This window comes from Bosea sp. NBC_00550, from assembly GCF_026020075.1.
In the GTDB taxonomy this organism is placed as follows: Bacteria; Pseudomonadota; Alphaproteobacteria; order Rhizobiales; family Beijerinckiaceae; genus Allobosea.
In genome coordinates this window covers 2,532,054-2,553,433 of sequence record NZ_CP102772.1, presented here as the reverse complement: position 1 = coordinate 2,553,433, position 21,380 = coordinate 2,532,054, and the positions used below count along the sequence as shown (strand labels likewise).

Here is a 21,380-nt window from a genome sequence, read left to right as displayed (position 1 = left end):
CCGGCGCGATCAGGCCGCGGCGGAGCTTCGGCCGCTTTTCGCGTCGGCGAAGCGCTCGATCCGGAAGTCGTGAAGCGGGATGTCGGTCGTGCCCGTCGCGATCAGCTCGGCCATCGTATCACCGACGCCCGGGCCGAGCTGGAAGCCGTGTCCGCTGAAGCCGAAGGCGTGGAACAGCCCCGGCGTCGTGCCTGATGGTCCCATGACCGGCAGCATGTCGGCCAGATAACCCTCGCAGCCCGACCAGGTACGGATTATCGAGACTTTCTCCAGGGCCGGCAAGAGCTGTCTCAGGGCGCGAAGCTGGGCTGGAAGCCGCGCCGGATCGGCTTTGGCGTGGCCTGGATCGAGTGGTACGTCGACCCGTTCGGCCGCGCCGCCGAAGACGATGTTGCCACGCTCGACCTGGCGGAAATAGGCGTCGGTGCCGTGACGACGAGTCCAGATGCCGACGACCGGCAGGATGCTATGGGGCAGGGGTTCGGTGACGCCCATCTGTGGCCCGCGCGAGGTGAGGGGCACCGGCTCGCCGAATTGCGCGGCGATCCGCGCGCCCCACGCACCGGCGGTGTTCAGCAGTCTTCCGGCCTCGAACACGCCCTTGGATGTCGTGACGCGGAAGCCGGCTTCGGTCCTATCGATGCTGCCGGCCTCGCATTCCTCGACGATCTCCGCGCCAAGTCGTCGCGCCGCATCGGCGAAAGCCGGCGCGATCAGGCGCGGATTGCCGGAGCCGTCATGCGGGGAAAAGGAGGCCGCGATCGCTCCGGGGCCGAGGCCGGGAAAGCGCGCCCAGACCTCGTCGGCGCCGAGTTCCTCGAGTTCCAGTCCCCAGGGCCGCGCGGCATCGGCATAGGTGCGCATGTCGGTCAGCGCATCCTCTTCGAAGATCAGCCGGAGATGGCCGGTCGCGCGGAACTCCACGTCGCGGCCGAGCAGGCGCTCTGCGTCGCCCCAGAGCGTCCGGGAGCGATGCGCCAACGGCAATTGCGTGAGATGGCGCCCGGTCCGGCGGATATTGCCGAAGGAGGCGACGGTGGCGCCCGTTCCGACACGGTTGCGTTCGATCAGCGTGACCGTCAGGCCGCGCCGCCTCAGGAAGAAGGTTGCAGCGGTTCCCATCAGGCCGCCGCCGACAACGATTACATCCATGTCCAGCCTCTTGCCGTACAGGCGGCAAATCTCCACGCGGCCGAACCTGACGCGGGCGCGCGGAGCCGTCAAAGACGCGATGGCCGGCAGGCCATAAGTCCGGCCTATGGACCTGCCCTGCATGTCTCTTGGACCACCCCGCCGCTGCCGTGCCAGCTTCCGGCCGCCAGCAAGAGGAGCGGACATGGACGATGGAACAGTGTCGAGTGCGGACTGGAAGGTCGGCGTCGATATCGGCGGCACCTTCATCGACTTCTGCGCGCTCGAGACGCGCTCGGGCCAGGTCGCGTCGCTGAAGGTCTTGACCACGCCTGACGATCCGGGCGCGGAACTGATGACCGGCCTCTCTTTGCTTGCCGAGCGCGAAGGCCTCGATCCGCAAGCGGTAACCCGCTTCGTCCACGGCACGACGGTCGGCGTCAACACCATCATCCAGCGCAAGGGAGCGTCGCTCGCTCTCTTCACCAATGCCGGCTTTGAGGACGTGATCGAACTCGCGCGGCTGCGCATGCCCGAGACCTATTCGCTGTTCTGCTGCCGCCCTGAGCAGCTCATCACCCGCGACCGCGTGTTTGGTATCCCGGCCCGGATGCGCTCGGACGGTCGCGAGACGGTGAAGCCCGATCTCGACGTTGTCGCGGCCGCTGTCGCTTCGGCAAAGGCGCGCGGGGCCGTCGGCATCGTCATCGCCTTCCTGCATGCCTGGCGTGACGGCGCGCAGGAGGAGACGGTGAAGGCCGAGATCGCCCGGATTGCTCCCGAACTCTTCGTTTTCACGTCCTCCGAGGTCTGGCCGGTGATCCGCGAATATGAGCGGACGACGACGGCGATCCTCAACGCCTATGTCCATCCCCGCATCGCCGGCTATCTGACGGCGCTGGAGCAGCGGCTGGCGGACCGGGGCGTGCCGGCGCGCGCGCTTCTGACCAAGTCGAACGGCGGCGTGATGAATGCCGCCGAGGGCAAGCGCGCATGCGTTTCCATGCTTCTGTCCGGTACGGCCTCGGGCGTGATCGGGGCGACCTGGTTCGCGCGTCAGGCCGGCGAGAAGCGTGTGCTGACGCTCGACATCGGCGGCACATCCGCCGATTTCGCCCTGATCATCGACGGCGAGCCCCAATACGGCACCGGCGAGATGATTGGCGAGTTCCCGCTTTACATCCCCTCGGTCTCTGTCAGCTCGATCGGCATTGGCGGTGGCTCGATCGCGACCGTCGATGGGCAGGGCGTGCTTCGGGTCGGACCGGAATCGGCCGGCTCGACGCCGGGGCCGGCCTGTTATGGGCGCGGCGGCGAGCAGGCGACCGTCACCGACGCCATGGTGGTCTGCGGCTGGCTCGGCCATAGCGAGATGGCCTATGGCCAGCTCAAGATGGATGCCGGCCTTGCCAGCGGAGCGGTTGGGCGTCTGGCCGAGCAACTCGGTCGACCGCTCGACGACACGGCGCAGGCGATCCTCGATATCGCCGTCTCCGAGATGTTCGTCGAGGTCGAGAAGCTGTCGTCGCGGGCCGGCGTCGACCTGAAGGACTTCACCCTGATGCCCTTCGGCGGCGGCGGTCCGATGCTCGGTGCGTTCCTCGCCCGCGAACTCGGCATGACCAGGCTGCTGGCGCCGCGACGGCCGGGCGTCGTCTCGGCACTGGGCGGCCTCGTCGCGGATCTGCGCGGCGATTTCGTCCGGACGCTCTTCGCCGAGCTTTCGGCTGCGGTATTGCCGCAGTTGAAGGCCGCCGCCGCCGCCATGGTCCAGGAAGGGCGCCGCTGGCTTGCGGCACAGGGCCATGCCGGCCCGGCCGATCTCAGATTCTCGGCGGATATGCGTTATGTCGGGCAGAGCTACGAGATCGAGGTCCCCTTGCAGCCCGCCTGGCTCGAATCCGGCGACCCGGCGGCCATCGCCCGCGAGTTTCATCAAACACATGCCCGAATCTACGACTTCGATGATCTTCATGGTCGCGTCGAGATCGTGAACCTGCGTCTCTCGGCCATCGGTGCGGGACCTATCCTCACCTTCCCGGAGGCCAGCGAGATCGATGCGGCCGCGACGCCGGAACGCACGCTCGAAATTCATACCGGGGGGGCGCGGAGGGTCGTCGGCCTCTACCGTCGCGCCGATCTACCGCCCGGCAGCCGTTTCGCGGGCCCGGCCGTCGTCGCGCAGGAGGACACCACGGTTGCCATTCCCGCCGGGGCGACGGCCCGCATCGACGGCCATCTCAACCTTCATCTGACTTTCGCGGAGTGATGCCGATGTTTGACCGGATGAAGCTTCAGGTGCTCGCGAACCACGCGCGTGCCGCCGCCGAGAACATGGCGCATACGCTGCACCGCACGGCCCATTCCGCCTTCGTCAAGGAGACGGAGGATTTCACGGTGATGTTGATCAGCCGCAGCGGCGACACCTTCGCCGTGCCGATGGAATTGGGCGCGACCTGGTATCCCGGCCTGTCCTGGGCGCCGGCGCTCGCGATGGTCGACGATTACAAGCCGGGCGACGTCGCCTTCACCAACGATCCCTATTCCTGCTTCGTCGCGACCCATGCACCCGATACCCATCTCTGGAAGCCGGTCTTTCACGAGGGCGAGATCGTGGCCTGGACCGGCGGCCATATCCACAACACCGACATGGGCGGCGCCGTGCCGGCCTCGCTGTCACGGGCGCTTACCGAGATCCATCAGGAGGGCATCCGCTTTCCGCCGATGAAGCTCGTCAACGAAGGGGTCTTCGACGAGCAGATCCTTCGGATCATGACGACCAATGTTCGCAAGCCGGACCTGAACATCGGGGACATCAAGGCGCTGGTCGGCGCGCTCAACACCGGCGAGCGCAAGGTGCTGGCCATGATCGAGAAGTTCGGCCGCGAGGCCTTCCTCGGTGGCGTCGACGCCCTGCTCGACCATGCCGAGGCGCAGGCGCGCGAGGTGCTGCGCGGCATGCCGGACGGCACCTGGGAGTTCGCCGATTATGCCGACGAGGATTCAGTCGAGGCCAATCCCTGCCGCCTGAAGCTCAAGCTGACCATCCGGGGCGACGAGGCGGTGCTCGACTTCACCGGCTCCGATCCGCAACTCGGCTCCTCGCTCAACGTGCCAAGCGGCGGCAATCCGCGACACACGATCCTGCTCGTCGGGGTCTACTACGTCCTCTACACGCTGAATCCGAAGATCCTGCTCAATACCGGGCTAACGCGCCCGTTCACCTGCATCACGCCGGAGGGGACGGTCCTGAACCCCGTCTTCCCGGCTGCGGTCGGCATGCGTTCGCTCACCTGCGCCAGGCTTCGTTCGGTGATCTTCGGGGCGTTTTCGCAGGCTGTGCCGGAGCGGCTGCCGGCGGCGCCCGCCGGCAACAACTGCATCATCAACGTGATGACGACGGACGAGCGCACGAGCCGGACTGTCATCGCCGCGGTGAACCCGGTGGTCGGCGGCGGCGGCGGCATGCCGCATCGCGACGGCACCAATGGCTCGGGGGCGGATGCCGCTTATCTCAAGAACACGCCGATCGAGATCACCGAGACCGAGACACCGGTGGAGTTCGTCAAATACGGGCTGGCCAGGGACAGTGGCGGCGCCGGGCGCTGGCGCGGCGGGCTGGCTACCGACATGGCGTTCCGCGTCTTCGCGCCGGACAGCCGCATCACCGCCCGCAATCGCGACCGCAGCTTCTTCCGGCCTTGGGGCGTGCTGGGCGGCAAGGCGGCGGGCCTCTCCGACATGGTGGTCAATCCAGGCCAGCCGGAGGAGCGGCGGCTCGGCAACATCGACACCGCTGTTCTGCAGCCCGGTGACGTGCTGGAGATCCGCTCGGCCGGCGGCGGCGGCCGTGGTCATCCCTTCGACCGGGAGGCATGGCGCGTGGCGGAGGATGTCGTGCGCGGCTATGTTTCGCCGGAAGCGGCGGAGCGGGATTATGGCGTCGTCATGCAGGGCGAAGTCCTGGATGAGCAAGCGACCAAGGCACGGCGCGCCGACCGCGCGCCGGTATCGGGCCACTTCCATTTCGGCCCGGAGCGCGACGGCTACGAGGCGCAGTGGACGCGGGACGCTTATGACAGGCTGACGGCCTTGCTTGCCGGCCTGCCGATCCATTGGCGCTTCTTCGCCAAGACCGAGATTTTCCGACGGATGAAGGGAAGAACTGGCGCTGATGGTGTCGAAGAGGCTTTTGCTGCGGCGCGGGCGCGGTTTCCCGAGATGCCGGAGCCGGAGCTTGTCCACGCCGAGGCGGCCGAATGAGCGCAGCCGCGAATGCAGGGGCTGGCCGTCTGGTCCGATTGGCCGAGGTGGATCGCGCCCCGCTGCGCTTCTTCCTTGATGGAGCTGAGCGGGGGGCTTTGACGGGGGACACCGTGCTCAGCGCTGTGCTCTCGGTCGCGCCGGCTCTGCGCCGCTCGGAATTCGGCCCGGAGGCCCGTGCAGGCTTCTGTCTGATGGGAGCCTGTCAGGACTGCTGGATCTGGCAGGAGGATGGACCGAGGCTGCGCGCCTGTTCGACGCCGCTGATCGAAGGCATGCGCCTCTTGTCCGACGCTCCGGTAGAGTGGCCATGACGGAGGCCGCAGGACCGCGGGTCGTTGTCGTCGGGGCTGGCCCGGCCGGGATACGGGCTGCCGAGGCGCTGGTCGCCGGAGGGCTGGTGCCCATCGTTATCGACGAAGGCGAGCGTGCCGGAGGCCAGATCTATCGCCGTCCGCCGCAGGGCTTCACGCGCCCGCCCGAGGCCCTCTATGGCTCGGAGGCTGCCAAGGCCGTCGCGCTGCACCAGACCTTCGATGCCCTGGCGGCGGCGGGCCGCCTCGTTCATCATCCCCGCAGTTCGGTCATCGCCATCACGGCCGAGCGGTTGCAGGCGCTCGATGGCATGGGTTCGCGCTGGATTTCCTATGACCGGCTGATCCTCGCCACTGGCGCGATGGATCGCGTCATGCCCGTGCCAGGCTGGGAGAACGCCGGCGTCTACGGGCTTGGCGCGATGCAGATCGCGCTGAAGGCGCAAGGGGCGGCGCTGGGACGGCGCATCGTGCTGGCTGGCTCCGGCCCGCTGCTCACCCTGCTTGCGGTTCAATTGCTGAAGGCCGGAGGGCAGGTCGCGGCGGTCCTCGATACCGCGCCCATGCGCCAGCAATTGCGCGGCTTCTCCGGTCTCTCGGCGAGGCCGCTCTTTGCCCTGCGCGGGCTGATGATGCGTCGCAGCCTTGGTCGGCTCTATCATGCCGGCGTCCAGCTGGATCGCGTCGAGGCGGATGAGCGCGGTCCAGCCGCCGTGCTCTGGCGCGACGAAGCGGGCCGGAGCCAGCGTACGGCCTGCGATGCGGTTGGCCTCGGCTGGCACCTGCGGGCCGAGACGCGCCTCGCGGACCTGGCCGGCTGCGACTTCACCTATGAGGAAACCTGGCGGCAATGGCTCCCGAAAGCCGATGCCATGGGACGCGCGGGACGCAGCGTCTATCTCGCCGGGGACGGGTTCAGGATTCTCGGCGCCGATGGGGCAGAGGTTGCGGGGCGGCTCGCAGCGGCGGCCTGTCTGCAGGATCTCGGTTTTCCAGTACCGGATATGGCGGCGGATAAGCGTCGGCTGGCCCGGCTCAACCGCTTCGCACGCGGCGTCGCTGCGGCCTTTCCCTGGCCCGCCGAGACTGCGGTCGGATTGCCGGATGAGACGATGGTCTGTCGTTGCGAAGGCGTGACGGCCGGCGAACTGCGCCGGACCGTCGATTTCGGCGGTGGCGAGGTCAATCGCGTCAAATCGCTCGGGCGCGCCGGCATGGGGCGCTGCCAGGGCCGCTATTGCGAACTGGCCGCGGCAGAAATCGTCGCCGGCAGCGCGGGCCATGGCTGCGCCGCGGCAGCGGGCCGGCTGCGCGGGCAGGCGCCGGTGAGGCCGGCCCTGATCGGCGCGCTGATTCAGGACGCTGCAGCCGACGGCTGATGCCGCGCGTTCAGGTGCCGGCGGCGCGGTTGAAATCCCGGCAGGCTGCGCGCAGGCAGTCGCGCATCAGTTCATGGCTGCCGGAGAGTGGCCGGTCATTGCTGGTCAGGATCGCGATCGGGACTTCCATCCTGGGCTCGAAAGGCCGAGTCACGACACCGTTGAACTGCTCCCAGGGCAGGAGGCTGTCGACGATGGCGATACCCAGCCCGTCGCGGACATAGGGCAGGGCCGTGATCGAGAGATCGATCTCGATCGCCGGGGCGTAGACGAAATCCTCGGCTTCCGCGGTGGCGGCCAGAAACCGGCCGGGCAAGGTATCCGCCCGGTAGGAAATCAGGGTCTCGTCACGGATATCGGCGAAACGGATGCTGTCGAGCCTTGCCAGCCGATGCTCCGTCGAGATGACACAGACCAGCGTGGCGCGCCCGACCGTCTCGGCGTGGATGCCCGGATGCGGCAGGTTGTTCATCGCGATGCCGAGGGAGACCTCGCCATTGCGCAACATCTCGACGATGGCCGTCTGCGAGGCGATCAGCGAGCGCACGACGATTTCGGGATGGGCTTCCCGAAAGGTGGTCAGCGCCCTCGGCACGATCGACATGGACGGTGGGGCGGACGCCGCGAGCCGGACGAGGCCGGTGCGCCCATGCCGCATGTCGACCGTTCGGCGCCGGAGCGCATCGAGCTCTCCGAAGATGTGCTCGGCCTGGGAATAGAGCTCCTCGGCCTCCTGCGTTGGCACCAGGCGCCCGCGCACGCGGTTGAACAGCTTGAAGCCGAGCTGGTCCTCGGCATGGAGGAGGATCTGGCTCAGGGCCGGCTGCGAGATGTTCAGCATCGCGGCGGCGCCGGTCACCGTGCCGCAGCGCATCAGCGTGCAGAAGACTTCGAGTTGGCGCGCCCGCATCTGTCGTCCCATCAACAGCGATAGCGCAGACATCGCCGCCGGTGGCGCGGATGTCCAGCCTCAAGCGCGGTTGGGCTTCGCCCGTGATCTATCGCTGGTCCCAGCGATCCCGCATTTCGTAAAAGAGCACCGCGAGCGGCAGGAACCAGGGCTTGCCGTAATAGAGCGGGCGGCTGCGGAAGGGCAGGTCGGCATAGGCGCTGGGTTGCTCCGCGTCGCCGAGCATGCGCTGCGCGATCTTGTGGCCGAACCAGCTCGCGCGAGCGATGCCGGTGCCGTTATAGCCGCAGGCGTAGAAGATGCCGTCCTGCTCGCCGAGATGGGGCAGCTTGTCGAAGGTGAAGCCGGTCTGGCCGTGCCAGTAATGCGTGATCGGGGTTCGCTCCAGCTCGGGGAAGACCTGCAGCATCTGCTTGCGCAGATGCGCGGCATTGGCGTGGGCGACGTTCTCGCCGGTCACCTTGAGCACGCGCCCGCCGAAGAGAATCCGGGTGCCGTCTGGGGAGGGGCGGTAATAGGTCACGACGCGCTGACTGCCAGCCAGCATACGCCGCTTCGGCATCAGGCGGTCCATTACCTCGGCCGGCAGCTGGCCAGTCGCGATCAATGCGCTGCGGATGGGGATGATCCGCCGCTGCAGGAAGGGCAGAAGCGCGCCGGTATAGCCGTTGGTGGCGACGAGCAGCTGTTTCGCCGCAGTCTTTCGCTCGCCCACCGAGAGATTGAACCCGCCGGCCTGCGGCGAGATCGCCGTGACCCGGGCGCCGCTGACAATCTGCACGCCGAGCCGGCGCGCGGCTTCGGCGAGACCGGCGACATAGCGGGCCGGGTGCAGGCCGGCATAACCGGGCATCGCGAGGCCGCCGTGGTAGAGCTCGGTGCCGATCTCGCCCTGCTGTTCGGCGCGCGGGACCAGATAGGCATCGCAGGGCATCACCTTGCCGATGCGGTCGAGATTGCGCCCCATTGCCTCATAGAGGCGCGGCGTCATCGCTCCTCGGAAATAGCCGACCACAGCGAGATCACTGGCGATGGCCTCGCGCGCCACCACATCCTTGACGTGCTGAAGGGCGAGGAAGCTTTCCTCGACGATGGCGCGCGCCTTGTCGGGCCCATAGGCCATCGCGGTGTCGAACGTGGCCCAGCCGGGGCCGAGCATGCCGCCATTGCGGGAGGAGGCGCCCCAGCCGGGAGCTTCCGCGTCCAGCACGGTGACCTGCTTGCCGGCGCGCGCCAAGGTCAGCGCAGCATTGAGCCCGGTGAAGCCGGCACCGACGACGGTAACTTCGCTTTGCGTCGGCAGTTCGACCGCAGGCTGTGCCGCAGGCGTTGCCGCACCCCACCAATACGGCGTGTCGACCGCATCATCGCTGAAGAACGGGCCGGTCAGGCGAGCCATGCGTATGTCCTCACGAGGGCAGGATGCGCCGCAGGAAATCCTGCGTTCGCGGATGTTGCGGCCGGCTCAGCACTGCGTCGGGCGGGCCTTGTTCGACCAGAACGCCGCCGTCCAGAAATAGCACGCGATCGGCGACTTCGCGGGCAAACCCCATCTCGTGGGTGACGACGACCATCGTCATGCCTTCGTCGGCCAGAGACCGCATAACGGCAAGGACCTCGCCGACGAGCTCCGGATCGAGAGCCGAGGTCGGCTCGTCGAACAAGATCGCGTCGGGCTTCATGCCGAGCGCGCGCGCGATCGCGACACGCTGCTGCTGGCCCCCGGAGAGCTGGCCGGGATAAGCATCCAGCTTGGCGCCGAGCCCGACACGGGTGAGCAGGTCGCGCGAGCGGGCGAGAACCTCCTCGCGCGGCTCCTTCTTCACGAAGATCGGGCCTTCCGCGACGTTTTCCAGCGCTGTCCGGTGCGGGAACAGGTTGAAGCGCTGGAAAACCATGGCGACACGGGTCCGCACCTGACGGATGCTGGATGAGCCGGTATTGACCCGCTCGCCGTGTACCGCGATCTCGCCGCCCTGATAGGTCTCCAGACCGTTGATACAGCGCAGGAGCGTCGACTTGCCGGAACCGGACGGTCCGATGATGCAGACGACCTCACCCTTCTCGACCGAGAAGGAGACATCGTGGATGACCTCGAGCGTGCCGAAAGATTTTCTGATGTTGCGCAGTTCGATGATGCTCATCGGGCCTGCCTCATGCGTCGTTCGAGCCAGCCGTTGAACGCGGTGAGCGGCAGGCTCATCGCTAGGTAGATCAGCGCGACCATCGTGAAGATCGTGGTGTTCTCGAAGGTGGAGGATGCCAGCAGCTTGCCCTGCAGCGAGAGCTCGGCGACGGTGATCGTCGAGGCGAGCGAGGAATCCTTCAGCAGCATGATCATGGTGCTGCCATAGGGAGGCAGCGCCACGCGGATCGCCTGGGGCAGGACGACGCGCCGCATCAACAGGCCCCAGCCCATGCCGATCGACAAAGCGGCCTCCGTCTGCCCGCGGTCGATCGCCTCGATGCCGGCGCGGAAGACCTCGGCCATGTAGGGCGAATAGGCGATGCCGAGGCCGATGATGGCGGCCTGCACGGCGCTCAGCGACAGGCCGAGATCCGGCAGCACGAAGTAGATGTAGAACAGGGTGACGATGCCGGGGATACCGCGCACGATCACGATGATCGTGCGCGCCGTCCAGGCGAGCGGCGCGATGCCGCTCACCCGCATGAAGGCCCAGACCAGGCCCAGCGCCGTCGCGAGGACGAAGGCGCCGAGCGTGACCAGCAGAGTGAGGTAAACTCCCTGCATCAGGATCGGCAGGTACGTTGGAACCTGGCTGAGAAAATGCGTCATGGCTGGATGTGGATGATATCGAGCGCGCTCAGAGACCCCACTTCTTCAGGATCGTGTCGAAGCGGCCATCCTTCTTCATGTTCGCAAGGCTGGTATTGATCTTCGCCAGCAGCTCGGCATTGCCCTGCTTGACGGCGATATTGATCGGGCCGGGCACCGACGGCTTGTAGGACTTGACCAGCCGCAACTGCGGGAAGCGCCCCTGCGCGAGGTTGTAGGCCAGGATCGGATAGTCGCCGATACCGGCATCGAGGCGGCCATTGGAAACGTCGCGCAGGATGTCGGGCAGGCTGTCATAGGCGTTCACCTCGGCCGGTGCGCCCGATGCCTTGAGGGCGTCGATATAGCGCGTGCCGATCTGGCCGCCGACCTTCTTGCCCTTGAGGTCCTCGAAGCCGGCATATTCCTTGGCGTCGCCGGACTGGACCACCAGACCCTCGCCATAGGCGTAGACGTCCTGGCTGAAGTCCACGACCTTGGCGCGCTCAGGGGAGCCGTACATGGCGGCGGAAATGATATCGATCTTGCCGGAGGTCAGGGATGCGATCAGCGTCGAGAACTGCATCGGCTGAATCTCGACCTTGAAGCCGGCATCCTTGCCGATCTCCTCGATGACATCGACCATCATGCCCTGGATGGTGTTGGTTTTCGCGTCGAGGAAGGTGAAGGGCGTGCCGGTGGGTGTCGAGCCAACCTTGTAGACCGTCTGCGCCTGCGCGGTCGCAGCAGCGACCATCATACCGAGCGCCGCAACCGTTGTTCTGAACCCGATCATCCCGTTCCCCTTTTTGCTTCGTGGACACCCGGTTATCCGGACCAGGCTATGCAGCATCCGTACCTGCCGGAGCGAGCGACAAGACGAATTCGTGTCGAACCCATAAGACGGACTTATGCGGCCCGATCCGGGTAGGGCGGCCGCTAGAATTCCGCCACCTTCCCGAAGGCGGAACCCTCCAGTCGCTCGGGCCTGTAGGGAGTGGGATCGACGATCGGCTTCGCGCTGGTGACGATATCCGCGATCATATGGCCGGCGCCCGGGCCGATCCCGAAGCCATGGCCGCTGAACCCCGCCGCGAGGATGAAGCCGGGCAGGCCAGCGAGTTCGCCGATGGCGGGCACGCCGTCCGGTGTCGAATCGATATAGCCGGCCCAGCGCGCCGCGACCGGCACGGATTTGAGGCTCGGAAGCAGGCGCTGGGCGCGGGCATGGGTCTCTGCGATCTGGCGCGGATCGGGCGTCGGATCGAGGATGCGGTTCGCCTCCATCGGGGTCGGTGCGTCGAGCTTCCAGCGACCGAGAGTCTCGTGGCCGGCCTTCCAGCCTTCGAGCCCGCCGATGGCGAGGCTGCGCCAGCGCCGCAGGAACATCGGCACGAACTGCCGGGCGAAGCGCAGTTGCTGCGGCGTGGGGTCGACGCGGGCCCTGCCACTGATCGACAGTGTGTAGCCGCCGTTGCTGCGACGCGTCACCGATATCTCGTCGGTGTGCAGCGCATCGGGAAGACCAATCACCCCAGGCGAGACAGACATGATCGACTGGCGCACCGAGGATTGCGGAAAGCGGATGCCGTATTGGTTGAGGAAGGAGGAGGCCCAGGCGCCGCCGGCATGTACCATCGTCGTGGTGCGGATCGTGCCTTTTTCCGTCACCACGGCCGAGACGCGCCCGCCCTCCGTCTCGATGCCGCGCGCGGCGCAGAATTGATGCACGCTGCCGCCTGCCTTGAGGATGCCGCGCGCGATCATCGGGGCGGCTCGGACGGGATCGGCCGTGCCGTCCGTCGGCGAGAATACGCCACCCTTCCAGCGCCTGCCGGTCGCGCTGCCGCGAGCCGAGGCTTCGTCGGACGAGAGCATATGGGTGACGACGCCTTCGCCGACCGCGAAATCGCGCCACTTCGCCCAGCCGGCGAGCTGTGCGTCGTCGTCGCTCAAATAAAGCAGACCGCAACGACGAAAACCCAAATCCTCGCCGATATCTCCTGCCAGGCGATCCCAAAGCGTGAGGCTTTCCGTCGCCATCGGCAGTTCGCGGGCGTCTCGATTCTGCTGGCGGCACCAGCCCCAGTTGCGGCTCGACTGTTCGGCGCCGATGCGGCCCTTCTCGACGAGAGCGACCTTCAGGCCGCGGCGCGCGAGATAGTAGCCGGCGCAGACTCCGACGATGCCGCCGCCGATGACCACGACATCGGCACTCTCCGGCAAAGCGGGGCTGGTTTCGATTTCGAACAGTGGCGCCGGCATCACGGTCTCCCTTGCGGAGGCGAGATTATCGGCTGACCGCCGGGGGTGTGCACCGCAGATCGGATCGCCACGGCATTTCCTTCGGTTTCGACAGGCCAATTCTGACATCGCCTGCGCCCGGCACCTGTTAGACACTGCGCATCGTTTGCGGCATGATCTGCTGTGGGAGCGCCGGGCCGCGAGGCGCAGCGTGGCTTGTTTGTCGATCGAGGGGGACCACCCATGAAGCTTGACCAGATCGACATCAAGATCCTCTACGAGCTGCAGAAGAACGGTCGGATCACCAATGTCGAGCTGGCCGAGCTGGTGAATCTGTCGCCGAGCCCGTGCCTGATGCGGGTCAAGAAGCTGCAGCAGGACGGCTACATCACCGGCTATTCCGCCCGCATCAACATCGGCAAGCTCGGCCAGACGCTGACGGTCTTCACCGAGGTGACCCTCAAGAACCACCGGCAGATCGATTTTGCGCGCTTCCTGGCCGCCATCGAAAAGCTCGACCAGGTGATCGAGTGCCATCTGGTCTCGGGCGGCTATGACTATCTCGTCAAGTTCGTGACCAGCGGCATCATCGAATACCAGACGCTGATGGAACGGCTGATCGACCTTGATATCGGCATCGATAAATATTTCAGCTTCGTCGTGCTGAAATCACCAATCGTGAAGCCGCATATGCCGCTGACGAGCCTCTTTCCGATCACGGCCGCGAGCTAGGGCCGCATCAGCGCTTCGAGAAGGCGGCGACGAGTTCCGGGTCACGTTCGAGCTTGTCGAGCCAGGCCGGGTCGAGCTTGGGTACCGACGACATCAGCAGGCGCGCATAGGGGTGGCCGCCGGCTTTGCCGACCTGGTCGGCCGGCAACTGCTCGACCTTCACGCCGCGATACATGACCGCGACCTCGTCGCAGATCGCCTGCACGGTCGTCAGGTCGTGGCTGATGAAGAGATAGGACAGGCCGAGCTCGCGCTGCAGGTCCTTGAGCAACTCGATGATGGCCGCGGCCACAACGGTGTCGAGCGCGGAGGTGATCTCGTCGCAGAGGATCAGTTCGGGATCGGCGGCCAGCGCTCGTGCCAGGTTCACGCGCTGCTTCTGCCCGCCCGACAATTCGCTCGGCAGCCGGTGCTTCAGGGCGCGAGGCAAGTGCACCAGCTCGAGCAGCCGGTCGATGCGCGCATCGCGGGCGGCGCCGCGCAGGCCGTGGTAGAAGGCAAGCGGCCGGCCCAGGATGTCCTCGATCGACTTGGCCGGGTTCAGCGCGGTATCTGCCGACTGGAACACGATCTGCAGCTTGCGCAATTCATCGACGCTGCGGTCCTGTGCCCGCGGTGCCATTGGCTTGCCGTTGAAGGCGATCGTGCCGGACGAGGGTGGGATGATGCCGGCGATGGAGCGGGCGAGCGTCGATTTTCCGCAGCCGGATTCGCCGATGATGCCGAGATTGCGCCCGCGCTCCAGCTTGAAGCTGACTTTGTCGACGGCCAGGATCAGCGGCGTTCCGTCCGCCTGCAGCTTGCCGTAGCCGGCGCTGATGGATGCGAGTTCCAGCACGGGGCGTGGAGCCGCGCCTTCCGGGCTCGCCACTTGTGCGGGGACGCGCCCGGGCGGCGCGAAGGCGGCGAGCAGTTCCTGAGTGTAGGGGTGCTTCGGCGCCGACAGGATCTGTGCGGTGGCACCGACTTCCTGGATGACGCCGCCCTTGAGCACGACGATGCGGTCGGCGATTTGGGCGACGACCGCCAGGTCGTGCGAAACATAGACGCCGGCCATCCGGCTCTGGCGCATCACGGATTTGAAGGCGCGCAGGACCTCGATCTGCGTGGTGACGTCGAGGGCGGTCGTCGGTTCGTCGAAGATCACGACCTTCGGATCGCCAATGAGCGCCATGGCCGCTGACAAGCGTTGCAACTGGCCGCCGGAAACCTGGTGCGGATAGCGCCCGCCGATCGTCTCGGGCGAGGGCAGTGAGAGCGCACGGAACAGGTCCACCGCCTTGGCCTCGGCCTCGGCACGCGGCATCAGCTCATGGATGCGGGTGATCTCGATCACCTGGTCCATGATCCGCTGCGCCGGATTGAAGGCAGCGGCCGCGCTCTGCGGCACATAGGAGACCGTGACGCCGCGGACCTTTGTTCGCTCCTTCTCCGGCAAGGCGGCCATGTCGCGGCCGTCGATGCGCACGCTGCCGCCGGTGATGCGGCAGCCTGCGCGCGTGTAGCCGAGCAGGGTCAGCGCGATCGTGGTCTTGCCCGAGCCGCTCTCGCCGATCAGCGCGACGATCTCGCCGGGCGCGATCTCGAAGCTCACGCCCTTGATGATTTCGACGCGGCGGCCGGCATCGGTGGTCGCCTCGACCTTGAGGTTCCGGATTTCGACGAGAGGGCTCATCATTCGCTCCGGTCGCGGATCTTCTGCGGCAGGTTGTCGATCAGCAGGTTCACCGCGATCGTCAGGCTGGCGATGGCGAAGGAAGGCGCCATCACGGCCGGCGAGCCGAACGGCAGCCCGCCGATATTCTCGCGCACCAGCGAGCCCCAGTCGGCCTCCGGCGGCTGCACGCCGAGGCCGAGGAAGGACAGGCCGGACAAAAGCAGCACGATGAAGACGAAGCGCAGCCCGACATCGGCCAGCACGGGCCCGGCGATGTTGGGCAGGATTTCGGCGCGGATCAGGTAGCTCAGCCTCTCGCCGCGGATGCGCGCCACGGTGACGAAATCCGTGGTGTTGACGTTGACCGCGAGCGCCCGGGCGAAGCGATAGGAGCCGGGCGTGTAGATGATGCCGAGGATCAGCATCAGCACAGGGATCGAGGAACCGACGCCGGCAACGGCGACGAGAGCGAACAGCTTGCTGGGGATCGAGCTGAGCGCATCGACGAAGCGGCTCAGCACCGTGTCGAACCAGCCACCGGTTACGGCCGCCGCCATGCCGAGCGTGACGCCGATGGTGCAGGCGATCAGCGTCGCCGCCAGCGAGATGCCGACGGTGTAGCGCGCGCCGAACATGATGCGCGAGAGCATGTCGCGGCCGAGATAATCCGTCCCGAGCGGAAACTGCAGGCTCATCGAGCCGAAATAGTCTGTGTCGACGATGTCGCTGATGCCATAGGGCGTCACATACGGCGCGAGGATCGCGACCGTTGCCCAGGCCAAGATGATGATCAGGCTGATCCAGCCCGTGAGGTTGAACCGATACCCGGCTCGGCGCGGGCTGGCGGCTGTCGTATTGGCTGCGTCGATGGCCATGGTCAGCGCAATTTCGGGTTGGACAGGATGGCGATGACGTCCGCCGTCGTGATCAGGAGCAGGTAGACGACGCAGAAGATCATCGCGCAGCTCTGGATGAGAGGTAGGTCTCGTGTCGCCACGGCATCGACCATCAACTTGGCGATGCCGGGATAGTTGAAGATCGTCTCGACGATGATGACGCCGCCGAGCAGATAGGAAAGCGACAGCGCGACGGCGTTGACGATGGGGCCGAGCGCGTTGGGCAGCGCATGGCGCAGCACGACCCGCGGGCGCGATGCGCCCTTGAGCTGCGCCATCTCGACATAGGGCGTGTTGAGCGCCTCTACGACGGCGGCGCGCGACATGCGGATCATCTGGGCCGAGATGACGAAGCTGAGCGTGAAGACCGGCATCGCGTAGATGCGCAGCATCTCGCCGAAGGAGTGGATATCCCGCGCGAAGGAAAGCGCCGGCAGCCATTTCAGCCAGACCGCGAAGATCAGCACGCCGGCGGTTGCGATCATGAATTCCGGCACCGAGATCACCGTGATCGTCGCCATTGTGACCGAGCGGTCGTAAAGCGAGCCGCGCAGCATGGCGGAGGTGATCCCGAGCGCGAGCGCGATCGGGACCGAGAAGAGCGCGGTTGCCGCCGCGAGCTGGAGCGAATTGCTGAGGCGCCCGGCGATGAGCTCCGCGATCGGCCGGTTATTGGCGTAGGAAATGCCGAGATCGCCTGTCAGCATGCCGCCGAGCCAGCGGAAGAAGCGCAGGATCGCCGGGTCGTTGAGATGCATCGCCGCGCGCAAGCCCGCCACGGCCTCAGGCGTCGCCGCCTGGCCGAGCAGCACCTCCGCCACGTCGCCGGGCAGGATCTGGGTGGCGCAGAACACCACGAAGGAGACGATCAGCAGCGTCAGCAACGCGACGAGCAGCCGTCCGCCCAGCAGGGACCACAGGTGAAGGTTCATCGACGCTCCCGCAGCTGACACCTCCAGGTGGAGTGTGACACGAAAGGGGGGCCGGACGCACGCGCCCGGCCCGCAGGAGAAAAGGGCTTTAGCCTTCGAGCCAGACGTACTCGGCGAAGGCGTAGCCCATCATCCCGCCAAGCGGATTGGGGAGCAGGCCCTTGAGCTTGTTCGAGATGGCGTCGACATTCGAGATGTAGACCGGGATCGCGGTGCCGGCCTCGTCGGCGACCATCACCTGCATCTCGCCATAGATCTGCTTGCGCTTGGCTTCGTCGAGCGAGCCGCGTGCCTCGAGCAGCATCTTGTCGAACTTCTCGGACTTGTACTGGCTCTCGTTCCAAGGCGCCGTGGAGGCGTAGAGCAGCGAGAATAGGATGTCCGGCGTCGGCCGCGGGTTGATGTTGCCGAAATGGACCGGGGCCTTCAGCCAGTAGTTCGACCAGTAGCCGTCCGAGGGAACGCGCTGGATGTCGAACTTCATGCCGATCGCGTTGCCGGCCTGCTGGATCAGCACGGCCATGTCGACCGAGGAGCCGGCGGCATCCGAGGCGACGATCGGGATCGACTGGCCGAGAACACCCGCCTTCTGGAAGAGCGACTTGGCGCGCTCGGGGTCGAACGCCTTCGGCTTCAGGTCCTTGTTGTGATAGACGTTCATCGGCGGAACGGGCTGGTCGTTGGCGATCTCGGCCAGGCCACGAAGCGCCGATTTCTGGATCTGCTCGCGGTTGAGCAGGTATTTCATGCCCGCCACGAAATCCGCCTTGTTGCCGGGCGCCATGTCCAGCCGCATGTTGAGGTCGGTGTAGTTGCCGGTCGTGGTCTTCGACAGCACCACGTTCGGTTGGCTCTCGACCAGGCGCATCGAGCGCGGGTTGATCGCGGCGGCCATCTGGATATCGCCCGAGAGCAGCGCGTTGACGCGCGCGGTGTCGTCGGTGATCGCGAAGAACTCGAAGGAGTCGAGGTTCGCGCCGCCGGACTTGAAGTAGTTCTTGTTCCTGACGGCGATCGAGCGCACGCCGGGCTCGAAGGACTCGCAGGTGAAGGCGCCGGTGCCGTTCGCCTTGGCGAAGTTCGTGGTGCCGTCGGCGATGATCATGAAGTGGTGCGTCGACAGGATGGTCGGCAGGTCGCCGTTCGGCGCCGCAAGCGTGATCTCGACGGTCAGCGGATCGACAGCCTTGAACTCCGTCATCTGCTTCGCAAGCGAGTTCGACTTCGAGCCGACGGCCGGATCGAGATGGCGCTTCAACGAGTAGATGACGTCGGCCGAGGTCAGCGGCTTGCCGTCATGGAAGGTGACGCCCTTCTTGAGCGTGACGGTCCAGACCTTGGCGTCCTTGGTCTCGAACTTGTCGGCGAGCTCCATCTGCAGCTTGCCGTCGCCGTCCAGGAAGGTCAGGCGGTTGTAGAAGGCGCAGCAGCGGACATAGTCCGTCGACAGCGAGGCCTTGGCCGGGTCGAGCGTGTCGGCGGTCGAGGAGGACCAGCCGGCAGCCTTCAGGTTGCCGCCCTTGACCGGCGTCGCCGCGAGCGCGGAGGTGGCGCGCGCCAGCACGAGGCTGCTGGCGGAGGCGGCGAGGCCGCCGGCCATCAGCATCTGCAGGAGGTCGCGGCGGCTGGCGCCGCGGCGGATCGCATTTTCGACGAAGGAGTCGTCGGCGCTCGTCCAGCTGGAAGAAATCTTATCGGTCATGCTCATTCCCCTGTTCTGATTTGCGCCGTTGTTCCGGCGTTGGTCTTCTTCGTTACGGGTTCCTTCAGGCTACCAGACTGCCCTCGGCAGCGTCGGCGAGCGCGCCCATCGAGGTGAAGTGGAAGTCGGGTTCGGTGAAGCGTTCAGGCTCGATCGTGCCGCCATAGCCGGGTTGGGCGTGCCGTCGCTGGATCCAGCAATTGGTCAGGCCCAACTTCCGGGAGATTCCGATGTCATGGTACTGGCTCTGCGCGACATGCAGGATCTGCTCGCGCGAGCCGCCATCCTTCTCGACGAAGGCGAAGACCTGCTCGAAGAAGGCCGGGTCGGGCTTTTCCGTGCCGGTATCGTCGACGGTGAAGCCGGCATAGAACGGGTTTCCGAGCGCGCTGGCGAAATGCTCGAACGCCCAGCGCTGGGCATTGGTCATCGCGATCAGCTTGTAGCGCTTCGACAAGCGGGCAAGTGCGTCGGCACTGTCCGGGAAGGGGCGCCAGTCCTTGACGGAGTCGCGCAGGCGCCGGGCATGGCTTTCGTCGGTCGGCAGGCCGAGCTTCGGTGCGATCAAACCGTAGACGCGGGCGAGATCGTCGGGGAAATGCTGTACATCGGGCATGTACCGGGCCGCTCGGTAGAGGCTGAGGGCTTGCTCGCCATCGAAGGGCGCTCCGGCCTCGCGGGCGATCTCCGCCAGACAATCGACGAGGCCGCCCTCGAAATCGATCAGCGTGCCCACGACGTCGAACGTCATATAGCGGAAGTCGCCGAAATTCTTAGCCATCGCCTCTCCGCTTCCCCCGCCGGTCGCAGGCGGGAATTCGTGGTCGTCAGCAAGCGCAGTCGCGTCGTCGCCGGGCTGCTTGGCCCCTGGTCGTAACGGTTGTGCTCTGTTCCCGGACCGTTCTTCGCCGGCCTCTTTCGAGTTTCTCACTGTCGGCTCGCCGGATTCGCTGAATGTCGAAAACCGCGCGGCACAAAATTCCGAATTCGCAGCCTTGGCGGAATATCGGCTCCCCGGGGAAGAATGTTCTCCCAGGGATCGCTGTCGTGAGTGTTCGGCCGTCTCACGCCATCGCGGCGCGCACATCCGGGTCGGCCAATGTCTCGTCGAGCGTCGCGCGGGTCCGCTCGACGATCGCGTCGATCTCGGCCTCGGTGCAGCATAGCGGCGGGGCATAGCCCAGTACGCCGTTGCCAAAGGCGCGGATGACGAGGCCCTTGTCCCAGGCCCGGTCGAAGATGCGTTGGGCCGGCACGGCAGCGGCGGGAAGTGGCGTCTTCCTGGCCTTGTCGGTCACGAGTTCGACGGCGGCCAGCATGCCGCGGCCGCGCACTTCGCCGACGAGGGGATGGTCCCCGAGGCTTTCCAGGCCTGCCATGAGGCGCGCGCCGGCCTTGCGACCGTTGTCGAGCAGGCCGTTCTCGTAAAGCCTGAGCACCTCGAGGCCGACCGCGGCACTGACCGGATGGGCCGAATAGGTGTAGCCATGGCCCACCGCGGCCGCGCCCGAGCCGTCCGCGATGACGTCGTAGACCTTCTGGGACATCAGCACGGCGCCCATCGGCACATAGCCAGAGGTCAGCCCCTTCGCGACGGTCATCAGGTCGGGGACGATATCTTCGTCCTCGCAAGCGAAGAGCGGGCCGGTACGTCCGAAACCGGTGATGACCTCGTCGGCGACGAAGAGGATGTCGAGCTCGCGGCAGAGCTCGCGGATCGCCTTGACCCAGCCGGGCGGCGGAACCAGCACGCCGCCTGAGCCCTGGATCGGCTCGCAATAGAAGGCCGCGACGCGATCGGGGCCTCCCACTGCGTCGACCTTGGTCCGAAGCGCTGCCAGCGAGGCCGCGATGACGGCTTCAGGCGCGGAGCCCACCGGGTTGCGATAGGTGTAATGCGACGGAATCTTGTGCTGCCAATCATAGGGCACGCCGAAGCCGGCATGGAAGGCGGGCAGGGCGGTCAGGCCGGCGCCGACGGTCGAGGAGCCGTGATAGCCCTGCTCCATCGAGATGAACTGGTCCTTCTCCGGCTTGCCGCGCGCCTGCTGGTAATAGCGGATGAAGCGGACCGTGCTGTCGACGGCGTCGGAACCGCCGAGCGTGAAGTAGACGCGGTTCAGGTCGCCGGGCGAACGCTCGGCGAGCTCGGCCGCCAACCGGATCGCGGGCTCGGAGCCGAGGCCGAAATAGCCCGTCGCATAGGCCAGTTCGCGCATCTGGTTCGCGGCGGCCTCGACGATGCTCTCATGGCCGTAGCCGGCATTCACGCACCACAGCCCGGCGAAACCATCGATGAGCTGCTTGCCGGAAGCGTCCGTGATGGTGGCGCCCTTCGCAGAGCGCAGCACGCGCACGCCTGCCTTCTCATGGCCGCGATAGGAAGCGACCGGGTGAATCCAGTGCTCGCGATCGAGTTCGATCAGGGAATTGCTCAACATGGC

18 protein-coding genes are annotated in these 21,380 nt (G+C 66.4%); 5 read left to right on the top strand and 13 right to left on the bottom strand.

Annotated features, from left to right (window positions below; genetic code table 11):
* Positions 1–9: 9 nt before the first annotated feature.
* Entirely contained in the window at positions 10–1,152 is a 1,143-nt protein-coding gene (locus tag NWE53_RS12215) for an NAD(P)/FAD-dependent oxidoreductase (RefSeq protein ID WP_265054543.1), read from the bottom strand.
* 184 nt (positions 1,153–1,336) lie between these two features.
* On the opposite strand from NWE53_RS12215, the gene NWE53_RS12210 reads away from it, so the two are divergent.
* From NWE53_RS12210 to NWE53_RS12195, 4 genes are read left to right on the top strand one after another with little or no spacing between them, the layout of a single operon-like run.
* Complete coding sequence (locus NWE53_RS12210; protein ID WP_265054542.1) at positions 1,337–3,400, top strand: hydantoinase/oxoprolinase family protein; 2,064 nt, start codon at positions 1,337–1,339, stop codon at positions 3,398–3,400.
* 5 nt (positions 3,401–3,405) lie between these two features.
* Entirely contained in the window at positions 3,406–5,394 is a 1,989-nt protein-coding gene (locus NWE53_RS12205; protein ID WP_265054541.1) for a hydantoinase B/oxoprolinase family protein, read from the top strand.
* On the top strand, positions 5,391–5,708 hold the full coding sequence (locus tag NWE53_RS12200; protein ID WP_265054540.1) for a (2Fe-2S)-binding protein: 318 nt from the start codon (positions 5,391–5,393) through the stop codon (positions 5,706–5,708). Before NWE53_RS12205 ends, NWE53_RS12200 begins: the two co-directional genes overlap by 4 nt.
* A complete protein-coding gene (locus NWE53_RS12195) occupies positions 5,705–7,087 on the top strand; it encodes an FAD/NAD(P)-dependent oxidoreductase (RefSeq protein WP_265054539.1) in 1,383 nt (460 codons plus the stop codon). The genes NWE53_RS12200 and NWE53_RS12195 overlap by 4 nt, the downstream gene beginning before the upstream one ends.
* 10 nt (positions 7,088–7,097) lie before the next feature.
* On the opposite strand, the gene NWE53_RS12190 is transcribed toward NWE53_RS12195, so the two are convergent.
* The 6 genes from NWE53_RS12190 to NWE53_RS12165 all read right to left on the bottom strand — a co-directional run bounded on the left by NWE53_RS12190 (position 7,098) and on the right by NWE53_RS12165 (position 13,038).
* Positions 7,098–7,997 (bottom strand): LysR family transcriptional regulator, encoded by a 900-nt coding sequence (locus NWE53_RS12190; protein WP_265054538.1) that lies wholly within the window; start codon positions 7,995–7,997, stop codon positions 7,098–7,100.
* An 88-nt stretch (positions 7,998–8,085) separates the two neighbouring features.
* Positions 8,086–9,396, bottom strand: a complete 1,311-nt coding sequence (locus NWE53_RS12185) for an NAD(P)/FAD-dependent oxidoreductase (protein WP_265054537.1) — start codon at positions 9,394–9,396, stop codon at positions 8,086–8,088.
* A 10-nt stretch (positions 9,397–9,406) separates the two neighbouring features.
* The gene (locus NWE53_RS12180; protein WP_265054894.1) at positions 9,407–10,135 is read right to left on the bottom strand and encodes an amino acid ABC transporter ATP-binding protein; all 729 of its coding nucleotides are present in this window, start codon (positions 10,133–10,135) and stop codon (positions 9,407–9,409) included.
* 2 nt (positions 10,136–10,137) lie between these two features.
* Positions 10,138–10,794 carry an amino acid ABC transporter permease gene (locus tag NWE53_RS12175; protein WP_265054536.1) on the bottom strand — a complete coding sequence of 219 codons (657 nt, stop codon included), beginning with the start codon at positions 10,792–10,794 and terminating at the stop codon, positions 10,138–10,140.
* 28 nt (positions 10,795–10,822) lie between these two features.
* On the bottom strand, positions 10,823–11,569 hold the full coding sequence (locus NWE53_RS12170) for an ABC transporter substrate-binding protein (RefSeq protein WP_265054535.1): 747 nt from the start codon (positions 11,567–11,569) through the stop codon (positions 10,823–10,825).
* A gap of 143 nt (positions 11,570–11,712) precedes the next feature.
* Positions 11,713–13,038 (bottom strand): NAD(P)/FAD-dependent oxidoreductase, encoded by a 1,326-nt coding sequence (locus NWE53_RS12165; protein WP_265054534.1) that lies wholly within the window; start codon positions 13,036–13,038, stop codon positions 11,713–11,715.
* Positions 13,039–13,260: 222 nt separating this feature from the next.
* Here NWE53_RS12165 and NWE53_RS12160 point away from each other — a divergent pair, with 222 nt between their 5' ends.
* Entirely contained in the window at positions 13,261–13,749 is a 489-nt protein-coding gene (locus NWE53_RS12160; RefSeq protein ID WP_265054533.1) for an Lrp/AsnC family transcriptional regulator, read from the top strand.
* Between the two features lie 7 nt (positions 13,750–13,756).
* Here the strand turns inward: NWE53_RS12160 and NWE53_RS12155 are convergent, their stop codons facing one another.
* The 6 genes from NWE53_RS12155 to NWE53_RS12130 all read right to left on the bottom strand — a co-directional run bounded on the left by NWE53_RS12155 (position 13,757) and on the right by NWE53_RS12130 (position 21,377).
* The gene (locus tag NWE53_RS12155) at positions 13,757–15,424 is read right to left on the bottom strand and encodes an ABC transporter ATP-binding protein (RefSeq protein WP_265054532.1); all 1,668 of its coding nucleotides are present in this window, start codon (positions 15,422–15,424) and stop codon (positions 13,757–13,759) included.
* Positions 15,424–16,281, bottom strand: coding sequence for an ABC transporter permease (locus tag NWE53_RS12150; RefSeq protein WP_265054531.1), 858 nt, complete (start codon positions 16,279–16,281; stop codon positions 15,424–15,426). The genes NWE53_RS12155 and NWE53_RS12150 overlap by 1 nt, the downstream gene beginning before the upstream one ends.
* 2 nt (positions 16,282–16,283) lie before the next feature.
* Positions 16,284–17,234, bottom strand: coding sequence for an ABC transporter permease (locus NWE53_RS12145; protein ID WP_265054530.1), 951 nt, complete (start codon positions 17,232–17,234; stop codon positions 16,284–16,286).
* Positions 17,235–17,322: 88 nt separating this feature from the next.
* On the bottom strand, positions 17,323–18,936 hold the full coding sequence (locus NWE53_RS12140) for an ABC transporter substrate-binding protein (protein WP_265054529.1): 1,614 nt from the start codon (positions 18,934–18,936) through the stop codon (positions 17,323–17,325).
* Positions 18,937–19,000: 64 nt separating this feature from the next.
* Positions 19,001–19,717, bottom strand: coding sequence for an HAD-IA family hydrolase (locus tag NWE53_RS12135; RefSeq protein ID WP_265054528.1), 717 nt, complete (start codon positions 19,715–19,717; stop codon positions 19,001–19,003).
* Positions 19,718–20,000: 283 nt separating this feature from the next.
* Positions 20,001–21,377 (bottom strand): aspartate aminotransferase family protein, encoded by a 1,377-nt coding sequence (locus tag NWE53_RS12130; RefSeq protein WP_265054527.1) that lies wholly within the window; start codon positions 21,375–21,377, stop codon positions 20,001–20,003.
* Between the last annotated feature and the right edge of the window lie 3 nt (positions 21,378–21,380).

What these genes read in the sequence shown, in the direction of transcription:
- NWE53_RS12215 (WP_265054543.1), bottom strand. Translation starts at nt 1,152, where the DNA reads ATGGATGTAATCGTTGTCGGCGGCGGCCTGATGGGAACCGCTGCAACC.
- NWE53_RS12210 (WP_265054542.1), top strand. Translation starts at nt 1,337, where the DNA reads ATGGACGATGGAACAGTGTCGAGTGCGGACTGGAAGGTCGGCGTCGAT.
- NWE53_RS12205 (WP_265054541.1), top strand. Translation starts at nt 3,406, where the DNA reads ATGTTTGACCGGATGAAGCTTCAGGTGCTCGCGAACCACGCGCGTGCC.
- NWE53_RS12200 (WP_265054540.1), top strand. Translation starts at nt 5,391, where the DNA reads ATGAGCGCAGCCGCGAATGCAGGGGCTGGCCGTCTGGTCCGATTGGCC.
- NWE53_RS12195 (WP_265054539.1), top strand. Translation starts at nt 5,705, where the DNA reads ATGACGGAGGCCGCAGGACCGCGGGTCGTTGTCGTCGGGGCTGGCCCG.
- NWE53_RS12190 (WP_265054538.1), bottom strand. Translation starts at nt 7,997, where the DNA reads ATGCGGGCGCGCCAACTCGAAGTCTTCTGCACGCTGATGCGCTGCGGC.
- NWE53_RS12185 (WP_265054537.1), bottom strand. Translation starts at nt 9,396, where the DNA reads ATGGCTCGCCTGACCGGCCCGTTCTTCAGCGATGATGCGGTCGACACG.
- NWE53_RS12175 (WP_265054536.1), bottom strand. Translation starts at nt 10,794, where the DNA reads ATGACGCATTTTCTCAGCCAGGTTCCAACGTACCTGCCGATCCTGATG.
- NWE53_RS12170 (WP_265054535.1), bottom strand. Translation starts at nt 11,569, where the DNA reads ATGATCGGGTTCAGAACAACGGTTGCGGCGCTCGGTATGATGGTCGCT.
- NWE53_RS12165 (WP_265054534.1), bottom strand. Translation starts at nt 13,038, where the DNA reads ATGCCGGCGCCACTGTTCGAAATCGAAACCAGCCCCGCTTTGCCGGAG.
- NWE53_RS12160 (WP_265054533.1), top strand. Translation starts at nt 13,261, where the DNA reads ATGAAGCTTGACCAGATCGACATCAAGATCCTCTACGAGCTGCAGAAG.
- NWE53_RS12155 (WP_265054532.1), bottom strand. Translation starts at nt 15,424, where the DNA reads ATGAGCCCTCTCGTCGAAATCCGGAACCTCAAGGTCGAGGCGACCACC.
- NWE53_RS12150 (WP_265054531.1), bottom strand. Translation starts at nt 16,281, where the DNA reads ATGGCCATCGACGCAGCCAATACGACAGCCGCCAGCCCGCGCCGAGCC.
- NWE53_RS12145 (WP_265054530.1), bottom strand. Translation starts at nt 17,234, where the DNA reads ATGAACCTTCACCTGTGGTCCCTGCTGGGCGGACGGCTGCTCGTCGCG.
- NWE53_RS12140 (WP_265054529.1), bottom strand. Translation starts at nt 18,936, where the DNA reads ATGACCGATAAGATTTCTTCCAGCTGGACGAGCGCCGACGACTCCTTC.
- NWE53_RS12135 (WP_265054528.1), bottom strand. Translation starts at nt 19,717, where the DNA reads ATGGCTAAGAATTTCGGCGACTTCCGCTATATGACGTTCGACGTCGTG.
- NWE53_RS12130 (WP_265054527.1), bottom strand. Translation starts at nt 21,377, where the DNA reads ATGTTGAGCAATTCCCTGATCGAACTCGATCGCGAGCACTGGATTCAC.